Here is an 18,672-nt window from a genome sequence, read left to right as displayed (position 1 = left end):
CTGGAGCTGGACAATTCTCATAGTCGAATTTTATACTTCCTTATATTGTAAAAGACAAAAGGTAATAGAGTGGCATCTATTACCTTTTGGATTATAACATACTTTATTTTGTTTTTCTTAATAAAAATGTTCCTGCTAGTAAAAAAGTTGGAATAGAGGATAGTCCTACAATTAACAACCAATCTTTCGCAAGAATCGGCAGTGTATGGAAAATAGGTTGCAATGGTGGATAGTAAATAACGACAAACATTAACAATAGGGAAGAAATTACCGCCCACACAAGATAAGGATTCCCAAATGGATTTCTTGACAGGACCGATTTTTCACTGCGGCAATCAAATACATGGATTAACTGAGCCATTACGAGTGTCGCAAAGGCTACTGTTTGTGCATACTGCAGCTGACTTGGATTATTATCATAAACAAACATAAATGATAATAACGTTACAATACCGATGAGGAATCCCCTTGAAACAACCTTCCAACCTAACCCCCGTGAGAAAACACCTTCATTAGGGCTTCTTGGACGTCGTTTCATTACATTTTCTTCTGGTCGATCGAGTCCAAGTGCCATAGCCGGAAGTCCATCCGTAACCAAATTAACCCAAAGAATTTGAATTGGCACGAGAGGAAGCGGCAATGCCAAAATCATTGCAAATAACATGACTAGTATTTCACCAACATTGGATGCCAGTAAATAACGGACAAATTTACGAATGTTTTCATAAATGTTTCGGCCTTCTTTGATCGCAGCTTTAATCGTAGCAAAATTATCATCAAGCAGAACGAGAGCCGAAGCTTCTTTTGCAACATCGGTTCCTGTAATTCCCATGGATACGCCGATATCCGCTGCCTTTATTGCAGGAGCATCATTTACTCCATCCCCTGTCATGGCAACAATATGTCCCCTATTTTGTAACGCTTTAACAATTTTCAATTTATGTTCTGGGGAAACCCTTGCAAAAACTGAAACATCATCGACTATTTTCTCAAGTTCTGCCACAGACATATCAGATAAGGCTTTTCCATCCAACACCTTGCTTTTCTTAGTTAAAATACCTAGCTGGGAAGCAATTGCTTTTGCTGTAATCACGTGGTCTCCCGTGATCATCACCGTTTTTATACCAGCTTCCTTACACTCTTTCACGGCATCTTTAACTTCAGGTCTTGGTGGGTCAATCATTCCTTGAACCCCAATGAATGTTAATTGTTTTTCTGCTTCCTGTTCACTTAAAATGACAGTGTTAGTAGATATTGGTTTAAAAGCAATTGCTATAGTGCGAAGTGCCTGTGAAGCAAGACCATTGATTGCATCCTGAACCTTATTTTGCGATTCCCTATTTAAGTATTGAGTCCGTTCATCCCATAGAATCGATTCACTAATCCCTAAAATGACATCTGGGGCACCTTTTGTAATAATAAAATGCCTTCCTTGTTTATCTTTTACATGAACACTCATCATTTTTCTTGCAGAATCAAACGGAAATTCATTCACAATCGTAAATTCGTCTAAAAGCTTTGTTCTTTCAAAGCCTGCTTTCATTGCACTTACTAATAAGGCCCCTTCAGTTGGGTCACCGTCCAGCGTAAATTCATCATCCCTTACCACTAGGTCTGAATGGTTGCATAACATACCAAAAATCAGCATTTGCTGTAAGGCTTTCTCATCTTTAGGCAGTACTGTTCGTTCGTCTCGGTAAAACTGGCCCTGCGGCTCGTAGCCAACGCCGTCTACAGTCCAAGTTTGTCCACCGCTCCACAAATGCGTTACCGTCATTTTATTTTGGGTCATTGTTCCGGTTTTGTCAGAGCAAATGACAGATGCGCAACCAAGTGTTTCGACTGCAGGCAGCTTCCTAACAATTGCATTTTGCCTAATCATCTTCTGTACACCGAGTGATAATGCCACAGTCACGATTGCAGGCAGACCCTCGGGAATGGCTGCAACAGCTAAAGAAACCCCTGCCAAGAACATTTCATATAAATCATGTCCACGTAATACCCCGACTACCACCACAAGGACCGTCAGCAATAAGGCAACTGTAATTAAAATCTTTCCTAGTTGCTCCAAGCGACGTTGTAATGGAGTATCCTGCGATTCTGCACTTTGGAGTAAATCAGCAATTTGCCCCATAGCTGTTTTCATACCAGTCGCAATGACAACTCCTATACCGCTTCCCCTAGTTACCATCGTACCCATAAAAGCGATATTTTCCATGTCTCCAATTCCAGGGTTTGGACTGGTTAAGCTGTCTATATGTTTAGCAACCGGAACAGATTCACCCGTTAGAGCAGATTCCTCAATTTCTAAACTTTTTGACTCGATTACACGGACATCAGCGCCAATCCGATCTCCACTGCTAAACTTTAAAATATCACCGACGACAATTTCTTTTGAAGGAATCTTAATCCACTGACCATCTCTAAGAGCAGACACCTGTGGAGCAGATAATTCCTTTAGCGCCTGGAGTGATTTTTCTGCCCGCCGTTCTTGGAAAAAACCAAGAAACCCATTTATAATGACGATGGCGATAATCGCAATTGCATCAATATATTCGCCAAGTAATCCAGATATCAAGGTAGCTGCAAGAAGTACTAAGACCATAAAATCTTTAAATTGACTAAAAAATAAGAGTAAAGCCGATTGCTTTTCTCCTTCTTCTAATTCATTTAGCCCGTACTGGTCTATCCGTTTTTTTACTTCTTCCTGTGATAATCCAGAAGAAAAGTCGGTTTCTAAGGCCTTTTCTACTTGTTCTATCTTCATTTCATGGAATTTCATCCGACCATCTCACTTCCCCCTTTATTGACATACTCTAAGGAAAGCTTATTCAGGGTCGTCCAAAAAAATGCTATGATATGATGAAAGAATTAGTTAAACCCCATCCTATTAACAAACGATAAAAGCGACAGATTTGAAAAAAGTAGGATATAATTAATTTATATGAAAGTGTAAAGGATGTTTTTCCATGTCATTTGATGGTTTATTTACAAAAGCAATGGTTGCTGAGCTTGTTCGCTCCTTAAAAGGTGGTCGAATCAACAAAGTTCATCAGCCATATAAAAATGAAGTAATTCTTACAATCCGGGCAAATGGAGTCAATCAAAAGCTTCTCCTTTCAGCACATCCAAGCTACGCAAGAGTACAGCTGACGAACGAGGCCTATGAAAATCCAAGCGAACCGCCAATGTTTTGTATGTTGCTTAGAAAACATATCGAAGGTTATATATTAGAAGACTTATATCAAGTTGAAACCGATCGAATGATTATTTTTGAAATAAAAGGTCGAAATGAAATCGGTGATATTAGCTATAAACAATTAATTATTGAAATTATGGGAAGGCATAGCAATATAGTTTTAGTAGACAAAACACGGAATGTCATCCTTGATAGTATTAAGCATGTTTCCTTTGCAGTTAATAGCCATCGAGCGATTTTACCAGGCCAACCATACGTATACCCTCCAGAACAAAATAAGGTGAACCCCTTTACAACGAGTGAAGAAGATGTTTTACGGATGGTCGATTTTAATAGTGGCAGGATTGACCGCCAGCTTGTCGAACATATTGCCGGTACCTCACCCCTTTTTGCTAAAGAGGTACTTTTCCAAAGTGGTCTGGCAAATCGCACGACCGTTCCTTCAACCTTTACTCGGTTAATAAAAAGAATAGCATCTGATAATATTTCTCCTTCCATTATTTCCAGCGGTGGAAAAGAAACATTTTATTTATTTCCACTTCAGCATTTGAATGGGGAAACGAAGAGCTATCCTACCCTTAGCGAAATGCTTGACCGCTTTTATTTCGGTAAGGCGGAACGGGACCGGGTGAAGCAGCAAGGGAATGATATTGAACGGTTTATTATTAATGAGAAAGAAAAGAATGAAAAGAAAATTGAAAAACTAAAGAATACGTTAAAGGATGCTGAGCGTGCCGACCAATTTCAGCGCTATGGTGAACTATTAACCGCAAACCTCTATGCGGCGAAAAAGGGCATGAAGGAAATAGAAGTGGTCAATTATTATGACGAACACGGTGGAACGATTGCTATCGCTTTAGACCCTAGGAAATCACCTTCTGAAAATGCACAGAAATATTTTTCTAAGTATCAAAAGGCAAAAAATGCGGTAGCCATCGTAACAGAGCAAATTGAAAAAGCGCAGGAAGAAGTAGCATACTTTGATAATTTATTGCAGCAAGTAATTGCCGCCTCCCCAAAGGACTTGCAAGAAATTCGCGAGGAGCTCGTAGAGGGTGGCTATATCCGCGACAGGAAGAAAAGGAGCGGCAAAAAAATTCAGAATGCTAAGCCGATTTTGGATCACTTTGTCTCTTCCGATGGAACAGATATCATCGTTGGAAAAAATAATAAGCAAAATGATTATTTAACCAATAAGCTAGCTGCTAGAGACGAAATTTGGCTTCATACAAAGGACATTCCTGGTTCCCATGTGGTAATTCGCAGCAAAGAACCCTCTGATGAAACCATTCGGGAGGCAGCCATTTTGGCCGCTTATTACAGCAAAGCAAGAAATTCAAGCTCCGTACCGGTTGATTTTACAAAGGTTCGCTATGTAAAAAAACCAAGTGGCGCAAAACCAGGTTTTGTCATCTATGACAACCAACAGACGGTTTATGTCACTCCTGATGAAGAAATGGTGTTAAAACTAAAGAAAAATTAGAAAATCCCCGGGGTTCCGGGGATTTTTTTCTCCATATTAATCAAACCTCTTGCTCCATGATGGAGGGTCTTTTCTCCAATCAAGGAGGCTGGCTTGGTCGGTTTCGTTAACGTAGCCCTTTTCAATGGCAACCTCTATTAAAGTAGGAAAATCAGTTAATGATTCACTTATTATGCCGGCTTGAGCAAATGCTTCTTTCCCTTTTTCAAGACCATAGGTAAAGATTGATACTACGCCAAGGACCTCACAGCCTGCTTCTCTTAATGCTTGAACAGCCGTAATAACGCTGCCTCCAGTCGAAATCAAGTCCTCAACTACGACTACTTTTTGTCCTTCTTCTACTTTTCCTTCAATTTGATTTCCTTTCCCATGTCCCTTTGGCTTGGAACGAACGTAGCACATTGGTAAATCCAAAAGGTCACTGACCCATGCAGCATGAGGAATCCCTGCAGTAGCTGTTCCTGCAATTACTTCTGCAGCAGGAAAGTTTTCAAGAATGAGCTTTTTCAGCCCTAAGGCAATGTCTTTCCTTACGGATGGAAAGGAGAGTGTTAACCGATTATCACAATAAATGGGGGACCGGAGTCCAGAGGTCCACGTGAATGGTGTTTGTGGTTTTAGTGCAACTGCGTTTATTTCTAATAGTTTTTCAGCGATGTAATGTTTCATCTTGTTACTCCTTCTCCCTTCCATTCTTGCATCCAAAGTTCATAACTTGCTAGAGGGTCAACGGCCCTTGTAATGGAACGCCCCACAACAATGGAACTTACCCCTGCAATCTTAGCAAATGTTGGGGTGGCAACACGTTTTTGGTCGCCTACCTCATCTGATACCATACGAATTCCTGGTGTCACGGTGTAAAAATCTGAGCCTAGCTTTTCACGAATAGCAGCAGCTTCCCATGCTGAACAAACTACTCCATCAAGTCCTGCTTCTTTCGTTACTGCTGCGTAATGAAGCACTGATTCCTTTAACGTGACAGGAATCAGCTGTTCTCTATTCATTTGTTCCTGAGAGGTACTTGTCAACTGCGTCACAGCAATACAAGCAGGTCGAGTGCGTCCTGCAGCTGTTCCTGCCTCCAACCCTTCTAATGCAGCCTCCATCATTTCCTTTCCTCCCGCCGCATGAACATTGACTAAATCGCATTCCAGTCGGGCAAGGCCCTTCATTGCACTTTGCACCGTATTTGGGATATCATGAAGCTTTAAATCTAGAAAAATACGATGTCCTTTTTCTTTCAAAAATGCAATCATTGAAGGACCTTCCTGGTAAAACAATTCCATTCCAATTTTTACAAATAACTCTTTCCCACTAAAAGGCCGTAAAAATTGTTCTACCTCTTGCTTGTTTGAAAAATCAAGCGCGATGATAAGCGAGTTGTTCATGCCTCATCCAGCTCCTTCCCCTACATTCACTAATGTGTTCGAAACCTAATTTATCTAAAAGGTCTGGCAGTTCCTTAATGATCGTCGGACAAATAAATGGATCCACAAAATTCGCTGTTCCAATTGCAACCGCACTTGCTCCAGCATAAAAGAATTCAACCACATCCTCGGCAGATTGGATCCCGCCCATTCCGATAATTGGTATGGATACTGCTTGACTGACCTCGTGAATCATTCGAATGGCAACAGGTTTTATGGCTGGACCTGATAATCCCCCCGTTTGATTAGCTAAAATCGGTTTGCCTGTTTTTAAATCCAATCTCATCCCAATTAAGGTATTAATCATGGTTAGGCCATCGGCTCCACCATTCTCAACAGCTCGAGCCATCTCCACGATATTGGTCACATTGGGCGACAGCTTTACATATACAGGAACCTCTGAAACTTCCTTTACCTTTTTTGTTAACTGTTTAGCCACTTCAGGAATCGTCCCAAATGCAATGCCTCCTGTTTTCACATTTGGACACGAAATATTTAGTTCTAATGCATAAACATTTGGAGCTTTCGAAATTTCTTTCGCTACTTTTACATAATCTTCTTCTAGCGAGCCTGCCACATTCGCAATAATCGGCACATCATACTGAGAAAGCCATGGCAGTTCCTCGGACATGACTTTTTCTAAACCCGGATTTTGAAGCCCGATTGCATTTAGCATTCCTGCAGAGGTTTCAGCAACTCTAGGAGTAGGATTTCCAAATCTAGGTTCAGTTGTAGTCGCTTTAATCATGATAGCCCCTAGTTCACTTAAATCGTAGAATTGACTGTACTCCCTGCCAAATCCAAAGCAGCCAGATGCAGGCATAATAGGATTTTTCAATGTTAAGCCTGGTAATTCTATGCTTAATCGACTCATATGACAACCTCCCCAGCACGAAATACTGGACCATCGCTGCAAACCTTTTTATATGAAACTCCATGTGGATCATCCGCCTTTTTGCAAACACAGGCAAAGCAAGCTCCTACTCCACAACCCATTCTCTCTTCTAATGATAGAAATAGTTTCTTATCTTGATAATTTTGTTGAATTGCCCTCAGCATAGGTGTCGGTCCGCAGGTATAGATAGAGTCAAAGGTTAGTTCTTTCATCACATCAGTGACAAAACCTTTCCTTCCATACGAGCCGTCAACTGTTACCACAAATGTTTCTCCATTTTTCATAAATTCACTTTCATAAAAAACAGCAGACTCTGTCTGGAAGCCTAGGATATGAACAACGTTTACTCCTTTAGCCTTCAATTGGTTGGAAAGTTCATATAAAGGCGGGACACCAATCCCGCCGCCCACTAATAGTGCTGTTTCTCCCGCATCCACTTCATCAATTGGAAAACCATTTCCTAACGGTCCTAGAATATCAAGATCCATCCCAGGTTTCATTTCCGCAAGCAGGGAGGTTCCTCTCCCTTCCTTCCGGTAAATCATCGTAAATTGAGAGCTTCCTTTATCAAAAGAAGAAATACTAATTGGTCTTCGTAGAGATGGATCCCAGCTGTTTGAAACTCGAATGTGTACAAATTGACCTGGAGCGGTTATTTCATTGACCAATTCAGCTTCGACAACTAGCTCATAAATGTCTTTAGCAATTTCTTCTTGGCTGACGATTTTACATAATTCTTTATTAATCATGCAAAAACGGCCTCCTTTTTCTCCTCTACAGCCATTGCTTCTGCTGAAAAATTCATTGATTCAATCACCTTTAAGATTGCATCTGCCGTATCTAAAGATGTTAAGCAAGGAACCCCGTTTTCAACTGCTTCACGGCGAATTCTGAATCCATCTCGTTCCGGCTGTTTCCCTTTGGTTAGTGTGTTGATGATGAATTGGGCTTCCCCATGATGAATGACATCTAATAGTGTTTTTCCTTCTGAACCAATTTTTCCAACCACTTTCACCTGTAGACCTGCTGACTCTAAAACGGTAGCAGTACCGCTTGTTGCCATTAAGCGATAACCGTTTGAAGCAAATCGCTTGGCAAGCTTGAGTGCTTCCTGTTTATCTTTATCAGCAACAGTAAACAATACAGTACCGAATTTTTGAATGTTCATGCCTGAAGCAATCAATCCCTTGTATAGAGCTTTTTCAAGCGTTATGTCCTTACCCATTACCTCACCGGTTGACTTCATTTCCGGTCCTAAGGTAATATCCACACTTTTCAGCTTGGCGAATGAGAAAACCGGAACCTTTACATACACACCTGTTTTTTCTGGAACAAGTCCTGGAGTATAGCCCTGATCTGTCAATGAAACTCCTAAAATAGCTTTTGTTGCAATCCTTGCCATTGGTACCTGGGTTATTTTGCTTAAAAATGGTACGGTACGACTTGATCGCGGGTTGACTTCGAGTACATAGACTTGACCTTGTGATAATACATATTGAATATTTAACAATCCTACAATGTTTAAGCCTTTTGCCATTTTTACTGTGTATTCAACAAGTTTTTTCTTCACATCTTCAGATAGTGTTTGAGGTGGGTATACGGCAATCGAATCACCTGAATGGACCCCGGCTCGCTCAATATGCTCCATGATTCCAGGTATCAATACATTTTCCCCATCACAGATGGCATCCACTTCAATTTCTTTTCCTGTAAGATATCGGTCAATCAAGACTGGATGTTCTGGGTTTACCTTTACTGCGTTTTTCATGTAATGGAGCAATTCTTTTTCATGATAGACTATTTCCATTGCTCTTCCGCCAAGAACATACGATGGACGGACAAGAACAGGGTAACCAATTTGGTCCGCAATGACCAATGCTTCTTCCACTGATAATGCTGTTTTTCCTAATGGCTGTGGAATATTTAGCTGTTCAAGTGCTTGTTCAAATTTATCTCTATTCTCTGCACGGTCTAAATCCTCAAGGCTTGTTCCGAGAATTTTCACACCGTTTTCAGTAAGCTTAGCAGCAAGATTGATTGCTGTTTGCCCACCAAATTGAACGACAACTCCAATAGGCTTTTCTAGCTCAATAATGCTCATGACATCTTCGATTGTAAGCGGTTCGAAGTAAAGCTTATCCGATATACTAAAATCTGTTGATACCGTTTCAGGGTTATTATTAATGATGATCGCTTCGTATCCTGCTTCTTTGATGGCCTTAACAGAATGAACCGTTGCATAGTCAAACTCTATCCCTTGACCAATACGGATTGGTCCAGAACCGAGAACAATCACACTTTTTCTTTCTGTAACTACCGACTCGTTTTCCTCTTCGTATGTTCCATAGTAATAAGGAGTTTCCGATTCAAATTCTGCTGCACAGGTATCGACCATTTTGTACACAGGGACAATACCGAAGTTCTTCCTGAGTGTATTGATGTCATTTTCAGCTACATTCCAAAGCTCAGCTATTTTTTTATCCGTAAAGCCTTTTTGCTTAGCTTCGATTAGGATTTCTTTTTCAAGTGGATTGGCTGCAAGCTTTGATTCCAGTTCAATGATTCCTTCCATTTTCTTCAAGAAGAATAAATCTATCTTGCTCCATTGATGAATAGTTTCAATGGTAATTCCACGTTTTAGCCCTTCTGCGATGTAAAAGAGCCGTTCATCGCCTGCTTTACGGATCCGTTTCTCGAGTAATTCATTTTCAATTTCCTCTGCACCGTTTAACTCGAAATGGTAAACGCCTGTCTCAAGGGATCGAATGGCTTTCAACAGAGATTCTTCAAACGTACGTCCTATTGCCATAATCTCTCCTGTTGCTTTCATTTGGGTTCCTAATGAGCGATTACCTGATTCAAATTTATCAAACGGCCATCTTGGTATTTTCGTCACGATATAATCAAGAGCCGGTTCAAAGCTGGCATAGGTTTTCCCCGTAACTGGGTTTAACATTTCATCGAGTGTTAAGCCAACAGCAATTTTTGCAGCAAGCTTTGCAATTGGATAGCCCGTAGCTTTTGAAGCTAGTGCCGAAGAACGGCTAACACGTGGATTTACTTCGATAATATAATAGTTAAAGCTGTCTGGGTCTAACGCAAGCTGAACGTTACAGCCCCCTTCAATCCCTAACTTTCGGATGATCTTTAAAGAAACATTTCGTAAAAGCTGATATTCCCGATCACTTAGCGTCTGACTTGGGGCTACAACAATGGAATCACCTGTATGCACACCCACTGGGTCAATATTTTCCATGTTACAAACGACAATGGCATTGTCGTTTCCATCGCGCATGACTTCATATTCAATTTCCTTATAGCCAGCTATACTTTTTTCTAACAGGCATTGATTAACTGGACTGTGCTTTAATCCGCTTGAGATAATTTCTTCTAATTCTTCAGGGTTATGACAGATTCCGCCTCCTGTTCCTCCAAGGGTATACGCTGGGCGCACAATAACAGGGAAGCCAATCTTTTCCACAAAAGCCTTTGCTTCGGCTAATTCATGGATAATTTCACTATCTGGTACCGGTTCATTTAACTCATTCATTAAGCTTCGGAAGAGATCTCGGTCTTCCGCTTGTTTAATGGCTGAAAGTTTTGTTCCAAGAATCTCAACCTCGCATTCGGCTAAAACACCTGATGTTGCTAATTCGACTGCAAGGTTAAGACCTGTTTGTCCTCCAAGTGTCGCTAAAAGGGCATCCGGACGTTCTTTACGTATAATTCGACTGACAAATTCTACTGTCAGTGGTTCAATATAAACCGCGTCTGCAATTTCTGTATCTGTCATGATTGTGGCAGGATTAGAGTTTATTAAGATTACTCGATATCCTTCTTCTTTTAACGCAATACACGCCTGTGTACCGGCATAGTCAAATTCGGCAGCCTGACCAATGACGATTGGTCCTGAACCAATTACTAATATGGAGTGAATATCTTTACGTTTAGGCATTTGCTGTAACCTCCTGTTTGCTCTCTTCCATCATTGCAAGAAACTGATTAAATAGGCCGTTGGCATCTTCCGGTCCTGGGGAGGCTTCGGGATGATACTGGACAGTAAAAGCGGGATAATCTAAATGTTTAAGTCCCTCAACTGTTCCATCATTTACGGCAATGTGAGTGATTTCTAGTCTTGTGTCTTTAATCGAAGCTTCTTCCACCGTATATCCATGATTTTGTGACGTAATCGCAATTTTTCCAGTAGATAAATCTTTAACAGGGTGGTTTGAACCACGATGACCAAACTTCATTTTTTCTGTATTGGCTCCGCAAGCTAGGGCAAATAGCTGATGACCTAGACAAATTCCAAAAACAGGAACCTTACCTAATACCCCTTTTAACATATCAATAGCTTCGGGAACATCCTTCGGATCCCCAGGTCCATTGGATAACATAATTCCATCTGGGCGTAATTGAAGAATTTCATCAGCCGTTGTATGATAAGGAACTACAACCACATCACAGTCACGCTGGTTTAGCTCTCGTAATATTCCATGTTTCATTCCAAAGTCAACAAGGACTACTCTTTTCCCACGTGCTGGACTCGGATAAGCATTTTTAGTTGATACCTGCTTAACTTGGTTGATTGGAAGTACAGTGTTTCGTAATTGCTTTAATACTTCCTCTGGATTTTTTTCAATACTACAGATGACACCTTTCAAGGTTCCATATTGGCGGATTATTCTTGTTAACTTCCTTGTATCAATCCCTGCAATTCCCGGGATTTTTTTCATTTCAAAATACTCAGCTAAGGTAAATTCACTTCTCCAATTGGAGGGAAAATCAGCTGATTCTTTAACAATGAAACCCTTCACAGCTGGATTGATTGATTCAAAGTCGTCCCGATTAATCCCATAATTGCCTATAAGCGGATAAGTAAGGGTAACAATTTGTCCACAGTAGGATGGGTCCGAAAGAATTTCTTGATAGCCTGTCATACCTGTATTAAATACCACTTCCCCCATGGTTTCCGTATCACTGCCAAACCCTTTTCCAATAAATATCGTACCGTCTTCTAATATCAGCTGTTTTTTCATGCTAGTACACATCCTTTTTCCCAAGCTATTTGGCCCCCAGCGATTGTCATCTCCGGCCATCCCTTACATTTCCAGCCACCAAATGGCGTGTTTTTACCCTTTGATAAAAAATCTTTAGGGTTAATCACTTGTTCCTCCTCTAAGTTGAGAAGGACTAGATCCGCAGGTGATCCAACTTCTATTTTTCCATAAGGAAGACCAAATGCTTCCGCCGGTTTTATTGTTAAGAATTCAATTAGTTGCTCAAGTGAAATGATCTTTTTTAACACGAGGTTTGTATAAAGAAGCGGGAATGCCGTTTCTAATCCAACAATACCGAATGGTGCTAACCTCATTCCCTCACTTTTCTCCTCCGCTGTATGTGGGGCATGATCGGTTGCTATAAAATCAATTGTTCCATCTAGCAATCCTTCAATTAAAGCCTTCCTGTCTGCGTTGTCCCTTAGGGGCGGGTTCATTTTATAATTAGCATCAAGCCCTGGAATATCATCTTGTGATAATAATAGGTGATGCGGTGTTACTTCCGCAGTGACTTTAATACCAGCTCGCTTTGCATCTCTAACCACGCGAACGGATTCTTTTGTACTGATATGACAGACATGGTAATGGCAGCCACTTGCTTCGGCTAATAAGACATCCCGGGCAATCTGTACAGACTCGCACACAGAAGGAATACCGTTTAAACCGTGTTTTTCTGAAAATGAACCTTCATGGACAGAACCTTTGTTAATCAGCGTATTCTCTTCACAATGGGCGACAATTGCCATATTTACCATATGAGCTTTTTTCATGGCGGCAAGCATCATTTCTGCTGACTGAACACCTACTCCATCATCCGTAAAGGCGAAAGCACCTACTTTTTTTAGTGCATCAAAATCCGTAAGTTCCTGGCCAAGTTGTCTAGTTGTAATTGATGCGTATGGCAACACTCTTACTTTAGCAGTCTCTTGAATTCGGCCTTGAAGCCATTCCAGCTGTTCCTTGGTGTCAGGAACCGGCCTCGTATTTGGCATGGCAGCAATGGTTGTAAAACCGCCTCTTGCTGCAGCAAGCGTACCGGTTGCAATTGTTTCCTTTTTTTCGCCTCCAGGCTCACGAAGGTGAACATGTAAGTCTACAAACCCTGGTGACACTAGCTTCCCTGCTGCATCTACTTTTCTATCCACCACAGCATCAATATTTGAATCAATTTTTGTAATTGTTCCGTTTTCTAGTAATATATCGGCTTGTTTTTTCTCTCCATTAAATGCTATGTAGCATGCGTTTTGAATAAGTAGTTTCATATCTGTTTCCTCCTTCAAGACTCTCAATTGCCCTTTTGATAACCGCCATTCGGATATATACTCCATTTTCCATTTGTTTAAAAATTCTTGAACGCTTGCATTCTACAAGACTATCAGCTATTTCTACATTCCTATTAACAGGTGCAGGATGCATGATGATACTGTGGGCGTTCATCATTTTTTCCCGTTCTAAAGTTAGGCCATATTGCTTATGGTACTCGTTTGCAGAATAGCTGCTTTTTTGTTGATGCCGCTCATGTTGAACGCGCAGTAGCATAACAACATCTGCTTCTTTTATTGCTTCATCAACTGGTCTATATCTGGATATATCCACACTACGGTGATCAAACCATTCCTCTGGTCCAGAAAAAATCACCTCTGCTCCAAGCCTTGTCAGCACTTCAGCATTGGACCTGGCAACTCTGCTATGACGGATGTCTCCTATAATGGCAATTTTTAATCCCTTAAACCTTCCAAATTCTTGCTGAATAGTCATCAAATCGAGAAGTGATTGTGTAGGATGATGCCCGCACCCGTCACCACCATTGATGATGGGAATATTAATTTTTCCTACTAGTTCATCAAAGTAACGATCTTGATCATGACGGATAACGATCGTATTTACGCCAATAGCCTCTAATGTCTTCACTGTATCGTAAAGTGTCTCCCCTTTTTGAACACTGGAGGTTAGTACTTCAAAGGGGATTACTTCTAATCCCAATCTTCTTTCAGCCACCTCAAAACTACTTTTTGTACGAGTGCTTGCTTCAAAAAATAAGTTGGCAGTAAACATTTGCTCTTTTGGTTGCCACTTCATACCGGCTTTAAAATTATGAGCATCTGTTAAGATTTGATTAATCTCCTCCACCTTTAATTCATTAGTGGTTAACAAGTGATTTAACATTCAAGATCCCGCCTCTCATTTAATAAAAAACACCCTAATCTCATGATTAGGGTGTAGTAACGTCCATACTTAGTAACCAAGACAAAAACATCTTAGTTTTTAAGTTATTACACCCTTATAAGCCTCTCGGGACTTCCTTTAAAAGGTTGTTTATTTATGCAGTTTTCTTGTTTTTCACAGGTTCTGTTTCTTCAAACATATTTTCTTCTAATGGCTGTCTTCCCGGTAAAACAAGGTTTAATACTACTCCAAGGATTGCAGCTAATGCCATTCCTTGAATGTCAATATGGAATGGCAGTTTAACAATCGCTCCGCCAAGGCCAACCACAAGAATGACAGAAGATATTACAAGGTTTCGTTTATTTTCAAAATCGATTTTGCTATCTACTAACATTCGGAGTCCAGAAGAAGCAATGATTCCGAATAGCAGTATGGAAACACCACCCATTACTGGGGTTGGAATCGTTTGGATCAACGCAGTTACCTTTCCAATAAACCCAAACAGGATAGCTAATACAGCGGCACCAGCAATGACATAGACACTATATACGCGAGTAATCGCTAGCACTCCGATATTCTCACCGTATGTTGTTTTAGGTGGTCCTCCAACCAACGCTGAAATGATAGTTGCAGTTCCATCTCCAAGGATGGAGCGATGTAAGCCTGGTTCTTTAATATAATCTCGACCCACAACCTTACTAAGCACAAGCTGATGTCCGATATGCTCAGATAGCGTAACCACCGCAATCGGAGCCATTAATGCAACTATATCCCATGTAAGTTTAACTTTATAGCTTACAAACGGAATAACAAATTCGGGCATTTCAAACCATTTTGCATCGACTACTGGTTGAAAATTCACAATACCCACTGCTAAGGCATACACATAACCCACTATTATACCTGCCAAAATTGGAATTATGCTTAGCATTTTTTTCGCAAAAATCGAGAAGATAATCGTTGCAGCGAGTGTTACTAGTGCGACTGAAAAGTGTAGCATACTGTATTTACCTGCAGGGTTGTTCATTGCCATACCCACTGCTGTACCAGAAAGTGATAATCCGATTACAATAATGACTGGGCCAACAACGATGGGTGGAAGTAACTTCATGATCCAGCGGTGTCCTGCCTTACTAATAATTAGGGCAACAATTCCATATACAAGTCCAGCTATAAAAGTACCAATCATTGCAGCTCCTGGCCCGCCAGCTTCATTAAGTGCTTTGATTGGTATGATGTAAGCAAATGATGAACCCAGATAAGCTGGAACTTTTCCTTTAGTTATTAACAAAAACGCTAGTGTTCCAAGTCCACTTGAAATTAATGCAATCGCTGGGCTAAGTCCAACGAGATATGGTACAAGAATGGTAGCTCCAAACATGGAGAATAAATGCTGTAAACTTAAGGTTAACCATTGGGTTGGTTTTGGAATCTCTTCTACGTCTAAATGTGGTTTATTATTCAATTTAAATTCCCCTTTTTGTTCTTTCTTTTTATTTTGCCTCTGTTCCATAAAAAAAACCCTCTTTGCCACTGCGGGTACAAAGAGGGTATGGATATGCCGAAATAAATGGTTACCGGCATTTTCCCCTTTGTCAGCCTCACAGGACTGCCTTTAAAAAGGGTGCTATTTATTTGTCAAAAATACTTACTTGATCTATTTTATCTACTTCTGCTAATTCAACTACAATCTTTTCCTCGCTTGATGTTGGAACATTCTTCCCAACATAATCTGCTCGAATGGGAAGTTCACGATGTCCCCTATCTACTAACACCGCCAGCTGGATGGCTCCAGGACGTCCAATGTCCATCAAAGCATCCAGACCCGCTCTCACGGTTCTGCCTGTATATAATACATCATCAACAAGTATGACTTTCTTATCACTTATACTAACCGGTATATCAGAGCCTTTAACAAGTGGTTCTTGATTTTCTGTTTTCTTCGATAAATCATCTCGATAAAGGGTGATATCGATCTCACCAACTGGAATCGGATTGCCTTCGATTTCTTCAATTCTTGAAGCAAGTCTTTTTGCTAAGTAAATGCCTCTTGTACGGATCCCTACAAGGATACATTCTTCGATACCTTTATTTTTTTCAATAATTTGGTGTGCAATCCTTGTTAGTGCTCTCCCTATTGCTTGTTCATCAAGAACGATTGCTTTTTGATTCATGTGACACCTTCTTTTATCAAAATAAAAAACCTCTCACCGGTTTTGGCGAGAGGTTGACGAGTTACTTTTTTAGATATAGGCATAGTAAGCCTACATCATAACCGTTCCTTCTCAGCCTCACGGGACCGAATTAAAGGGCTTATTTAACTATAGTCATCTTACTTGATTTTCATTCTTGCGTCAATGTTTATTTCGTAAATTTACAAGAAGTTGCTCAAAATCTTCTGGAAGCGGGGCTTCAAATTCTAAATACTCGTTCGTTCTAGGATGTATAAATCCAAGAACACCAGCATGTAGAGCTTGTCCGTCAATATCAAGCGTTCTTTTTGGTCCATATTTTGGATCACCTGCTAGTGGATACCCAATATATTTCATATGGACACGTATTTGATGAGTTCTTCCTGTCTCTAATTGACATTCCACAAAGGTAAAGTCCTTAAACCGTTCAATAACATGAAAATGTGTAACTGCATGTTTTCCTTTATCAACAACCGTCATACTTTGGCGCTCTTTTGGATCTCTGCCTAGCGGGGCATCAATAGTACCAAAGTCGTGCGGAATCACACCATGTACAATCGCTTTATATTTACGAGTAACCGTCTTTTCAACCAGCTGATTTACAAGTCTTTCATGTGCCATATCATTTTTAGCAACCATTAAAAGACCTGAAGTATCTTTATCGATTCGATGAACAATTCCAGGTCTCAGGACACCGTTAATCCCTGACAAGTCCTTACAGTGAAACATTAAGCCATTAACTAATGTTCCTGTCATGTGTCCTGGCGCGGGGTGAACCACCATACCTCTTGGCTTATTAACAACTAATACATCACTATCTTCGAAATAAATATCTAACCCCAGATCTTCAGGCAGTACATCCAACTCTTCTGGGTCAGGAATAGTAATTTCAATCTTATCGTTAAAACTACATTTATAATTTGTTTTTATGGTTTGCCCATTCACAAGGACATTCCCATCTTTAATCCATATCTGAACTTGCGATCTTGACCATTCTTCGTTGAGGCCTGAAATAACCTTATCTATACGGTCACCTTTTTGCTCCTCAAGAATGGTGTGTTCCATTTTCTCCATGTAATTTCTCCTTTGATTCTCTCTCTTCACGCAGCATTTGAATCATTAATACAACGACACCAACGACTAAAGCGGAATCAGCAATATTAAACACTGGAAAATTGTAGGTAAAGATATAGGTGTGAATAAAGTCCACCACTTCTTTGCGAACAACTCGGTCAATGAAATTTCCGATAGCTCCGCCTAACATTAAGGCTAAGGATACTCCTAATAACCATTTTCCTTTTGCTGCTTTATGCATATAGTACATGATCGCGACAATGACAATAATTGTAATAACATAAAACAACCACATTTGCCCCTGTAATATTCCCCAAGCAGCACCACGATTACGGTGAGAAGTAATATACAAAATATTATCAATAATAGGAATACTGTCACCTAAGTTCATTTTGCTTACTATTAACCATTTTGTAATTTGATCTAATAAAATAACAAAAAGTGCGATTAAGTAATAAAACACTAAGAAATACCCCCAAGCCTAGACTGACTTACTTCTTAAGCATTTTAGCATACTTTTTCGCGAAACGACAATGTAACGTTATAAAAAAGAGGTTGAAATCGTTTTTTTATAATACGTTTGCAAATATTGTGAATCCTCCAGCGACTTAAGTGTAGGTATCATCGATAATAAATCATCAGGGATGAGTTCACCAGAAATTTCACAATGACCAAAATTCCCAGCTTCAAACTTGTGAATAGCGGTGTTAATGTCTGCTAGTTCTTCTTCTAGAATGGATGTAAGCCACTCCTGCCTCTTCTTATTCCTTAGTGAATGTTCGATTTCTTTTCTTGTTTGACGGAGTTCTAAAAACAGCTTTTCCTGCGTGGCATTCATAGTTGTTACCTCCGTGAATCATTTGTTTTATTATTTCCGTCAACCAAGAAATGACCCCGGAAAACATTTGACAACGGCAACAACAATTAACGAAAAAGGGAAAATTTAATAAGAAAAGCGAAAGTGCCTTGATCAGCCCGATGAAGAAGACGGGTCGATTTAACTGAGCGTAGAAACTTAGTCGCACTTAAGCTACATATGTCTTATCCATTAGTAGCAGGCAATCTTGCCATGGCATTAGAACTTCTCTATTTACCGGGTGCGGGCTTTTTCCATTAGCTCGGGTATTAGAAACTTCTTCTATTTACCGGGCGGGAGCTTTTTCTCTTAGCTCGGGC

At 40.3% G+C, this 18,672-nt stretch carries 15 protein-coding genes; 1 reads left to right on the top strand and 14 read right to left on the bottom strand.

Annotated elements, in window-relative coordinates; translation table 11 throughout:
- Positions 1-103: 103 nt before the first annotated feature.
- Positions 104-2,782 carry a calcium-translocating P-type ATPase, SERCA-type gene (locus ABES03_RS00385; protein ID WP_430114190.1) on the bottom strand — a complete coding sequence of 893 codons (2,679 nt, stop codon included), beginning with the start codon at positions 2,780-2,782 and terminating at the stop codon, positions 104-106.
- Between the two features lie 187 nt (positions 2,783-2,969).
- Between ABES03_RS00385 and ABES03_RS00380 the strand changes: the two genes are divergently transcribed.
- Entirely contained in the window at positions 2,970-4,682 is a 1,713-nt protein-coding gene (locus ABES03_RS00380) for an Rqc2 family fibronectin-binding protein (RefSeq protein ID WP_430114188.1), read from the top strand.
- A 36-nt stretch (positions 4,683-4,718) separates the two neighbouring features.
- Here ABES03_RS00380 and pyrE read toward each other — a convergent pair whose 3' ends face one another.
- The 13 genes from pyrE to ABES03_RS00315 all read right to left on the bottom strand — a co-directional run bounded on the left by pyrE (position 4,719) and on the right by ABES03_RS00315 (position 18,334).
- Complete coding sequence (pyrE, locus tag ABES03_RS00375; RefSeq protein ID WP_430114186.1) at positions 4,719-5,351, bottom strand: orotate phosphoribosyltransferase; 633 nt, start codon at positions 5,349-5,351, stop codon at positions 4,719-4,721.
- Positions 5,348-6,070 (bottom strand): orotidine-5'-phosphate decarboxylase, encoded by a 723-nt coding sequence (gene pyrF / locus ABES03_RS00370; RefSeq protein WP_430114183.1) that lies wholly within the window; start codon positions 6,068-6,070, stop codon positions 5,348-5,350. Before pyrF ends, pyrE begins: the two co-directional genes overlap by 4 nt.
- Positions 6,042-6,983 (bottom strand): dihydroorotate dehydrogenase, encoded by a 942-nt coding sequence (locus tag ABES03_RS00365; protein ID WP_430114182.1) that lies wholly within the window; start codon positions 6,981-6,983, stop codon positions 6,042-6,044. Before ABES03_RS00365 ends, pyrF begins: the two co-directional genes overlap by 29 nt.
- Entirely contained in the window at positions 6,980-7,753 is a 774-nt protein-coding gene (locus ABES03_RS00360) for a dihydroorotate dehydrogenase electron transfer subunit (RefSeq protein WP_430114180.1), read from the bottom strand. The genes ABES03_RS00365 and ABES03_RS00360 overlap by 4 nt, the downstream gene beginning before the upstream one ends.
- Complete coding sequence (gene carB / locus ABES03_RS00355; RefSeq protein ID WP_430114178.1) at positions 7,750-10,959, bottom strand: carbamoyl-phosphate synthase large subunit; 3,210 nt, start codon at positions 10,957-10,959, stop codon at positions 7,750-7,752. The genes ABES03_RS00360 and carB overlap by 4 nt, the downstream gene beginning before the upstream one ends.
- Positions 10,952-12,043 carry a carbamoyl phosphate synthase small subunit gene (locus ABES03_RS00350; RefSeq protein WP_430114177.1) on the bottom strand — a complete coding sequence of 364 codons (1,092 nt, stop codon included), beginning with the start codon at positions 12,041-12,043 and terminating at the stop codon, positions 10,952-10,954. The genes carB and ABES03_RS00350 overlap by 8 nt, the downstream gene beginning before the upstream one ends.
- A complete protein-coding gene (locus tag ABES03_RS00345; RefSeq protein ID WP_430114175.1) occupies positions 12,040-13,326 on the bottom strand; it encodes a dihydroorotase in 1,287 nt (428 codons plus the stop codon). Before ABES03_RS00345 ends, ABES03_RS00350 begins: the two co-directional genes overlap by 4 nt.
- A complete protein-coding gene (locus ABES03_RS00340; protein WP_430114173.1) occupies positions 13,286-14,230 on the bottom strand; it encodes an aspartate carbamoyltransferase catalytic subunit in 945 nt (314 codons plus the stop codon). The genes ABES03_RS00345 and ABES03_RS00340 overlap by 41 nt, the downstream gene beginning before the upstream one ends.
- A 154-nt stretch (positions 14,231-14,384) precedes the next feature.
- Complete coding sequence (locus ABES03_RS00335; RefSeq protein WP_430114172.1) at positions 14,385-15,743, bottom strand: solute carrier family 23 protein; 1,359 nt, start codon at positions 15,741-15,743, stop codon at positions 14,385-14,387.
- A 118-nt stretch (positions 15,744-15,861) separates the two neighbouring features.
- Positions 15,862-16,404 (bottom strand): bifunctional pyr operon transcriptional regulator/uracil phosphoribosyltransferase PyrR, encoded by a 543-nt coding sequence (gene pyrR / locus ABES03_RS00330; RefSeq protein ID WP_413301414.1) that lies wholly within the window; start codon positions 16,402-16,404, stop codon positions 15,862-15,864.
- Positions 16,405-16,584: 180 nt separating this feature from the next.
- Positions 16,585-17,496 (bottom strand): RluA family pseudouridine synthase, encoded by a 912-nt coding sequence (locus ABES03_RS00325; protein WP_430114170.1) that lies wholly within the window; start codon positions 17,494-17,496, stop codon positions 16,585-16,587.
- Positions 17,468-17,959: a signal peptidase II gene (gene lspA / locus ABES03_RS00320; RefSeq protein WP_430114168.1), complete on the bottom strand. Its 492-nt coding sequence runs from the start codon at positions 17,957-17,959 to the stop codon at positions 17,468-17,470. The genes ABES03_RS00325 and lspA overlap by 29 nt, the downstream gene beginning before the upstream one ends.
- A gap of 78 nt (positions 17,960-18,037) precedes the next feature.
- The gene (locus ABES03_RS00315; protein ID WP_430114166.1) at positions 18,038-18,334 is read right to left on the bottom strand and encodes a hypothetical protein; all 297 of its coding nucleotides are present in this window, start codon (positions 18,332-18,334) and stop codon (positions 18,038-18,040) included.
- Positions 18,335-18,672 lie beyond the last annotated feature (338 nt).

Source organism: Neobacillus rhizosphaerae, assembly GCF_050477885.1.
Lineage (GTDB): Bacteria > Bacillota > Bacilli > Bacillales > Cytobacillaceae > Neobacillus > Neobacillus rhizosphaerae_A.
The sequence above is the reverse complement of the archived record's forward strand: the minus strand, read 5'-3'. Positions and strand labels throughout refer to the sequence as shown.

Bases quoted from the DNA above. Each gene is read 5' to 3' on its own strand.
- ABES03_RS00325 (WP_430114170.1), bottom strand. From the start codon at position 17,496: ATGGAGAAAATGGAACACACCATTCTTGAGGAGCAAAAAGGTGACCGT.
- ABES03_RS00350 (WP_430114177.1), bottom strand. From the start codon at position 12,043: ATGAAAAAACAGCTGATATTAGAAGACGGTACGATATTTATTGGAAAA.
- ABES03_RS00380 (WP_430114188.1), top strand. From the start codon at position 2,970: ATGTCATTTGATGGTTTATTTACAAAAGCAATGGTTGCTGAGCTTGTT.
- ABES03_RS00385 (WP_430114190.1), bottom strand. From the start codon at position 2,782: ATGAAATTCCATGAAATGAAGATAGAACAAGTAGAAAAGGCCTTAGAA.
- carB (WP_430114178.1), bottom strand. From the start codon at position 10,959: ATGCCTAAACGTAAAGATATTCACTCCATATTAGTAATTGGTTCAGGA.
- pyrR (WP_413301414.1), bottom strand. From the start codon at position 16,404: ATGAATCAAAAAGCAATCGTTCTTGATGAACAAGCAATAGGGAGAGCA.
- ABES03_RS00335 (WP_430114172.1), bottom strand. From the start codon at position 15,743: ATGGAACAGAGGCAAAATAAAAAGAAAGAACAAAAAGGGGAATTTAAA.
- ABES03_RS00345 (WP_430114175.1), bottom strand. From the start codon at position 13,326: ATGAAACTACTTATTCAAAACGCATGCTACATAGCATTTAATGGAGAG.
- ABES03_RS00365 (WP_430114182.1), bottom strand. From the start codon at position 6,983: ATGAGTCGATTAAGCATAGAATTACCAGGCTTAACATTGAAAAATCCT.
- ABES03_RS00340 (WP_430114173.1), bottom strand. From the start codon at position 14,230: ATGTTAAATCACTTGTTAACCACTAATGAATTAAAGGTGGAGGAGATT.
- pyrF (WP_430114183.1), bottom strand. From the start codon at position 6,070: ATGAACAACTCGCTTATCATCGCGCTTGATTTTTCAAACAAGCAAGAG.
- pyrE (WP_430114186.1), bottom strand. From the start codon at position 5,351: ATGAAACATTACATCGCTGAAAAACTATTAGAAATAAACGCAGTTGCA.
- ABES03_RS00360 (WP_430114180.1), bottom strand. From the start codon at position 7,753: ATGATTAATAAAGAATTATGTAAAATCGTCAGCCAAGAAGAAATTGCT.
- ABES03_RS00315 (WP_430114166.1), bottom strand. From the start codon at position 18,334: ATGAATGCCACGCAGGAAAAGCTGTTTTTAGAACTCCGTCAAACAAGA.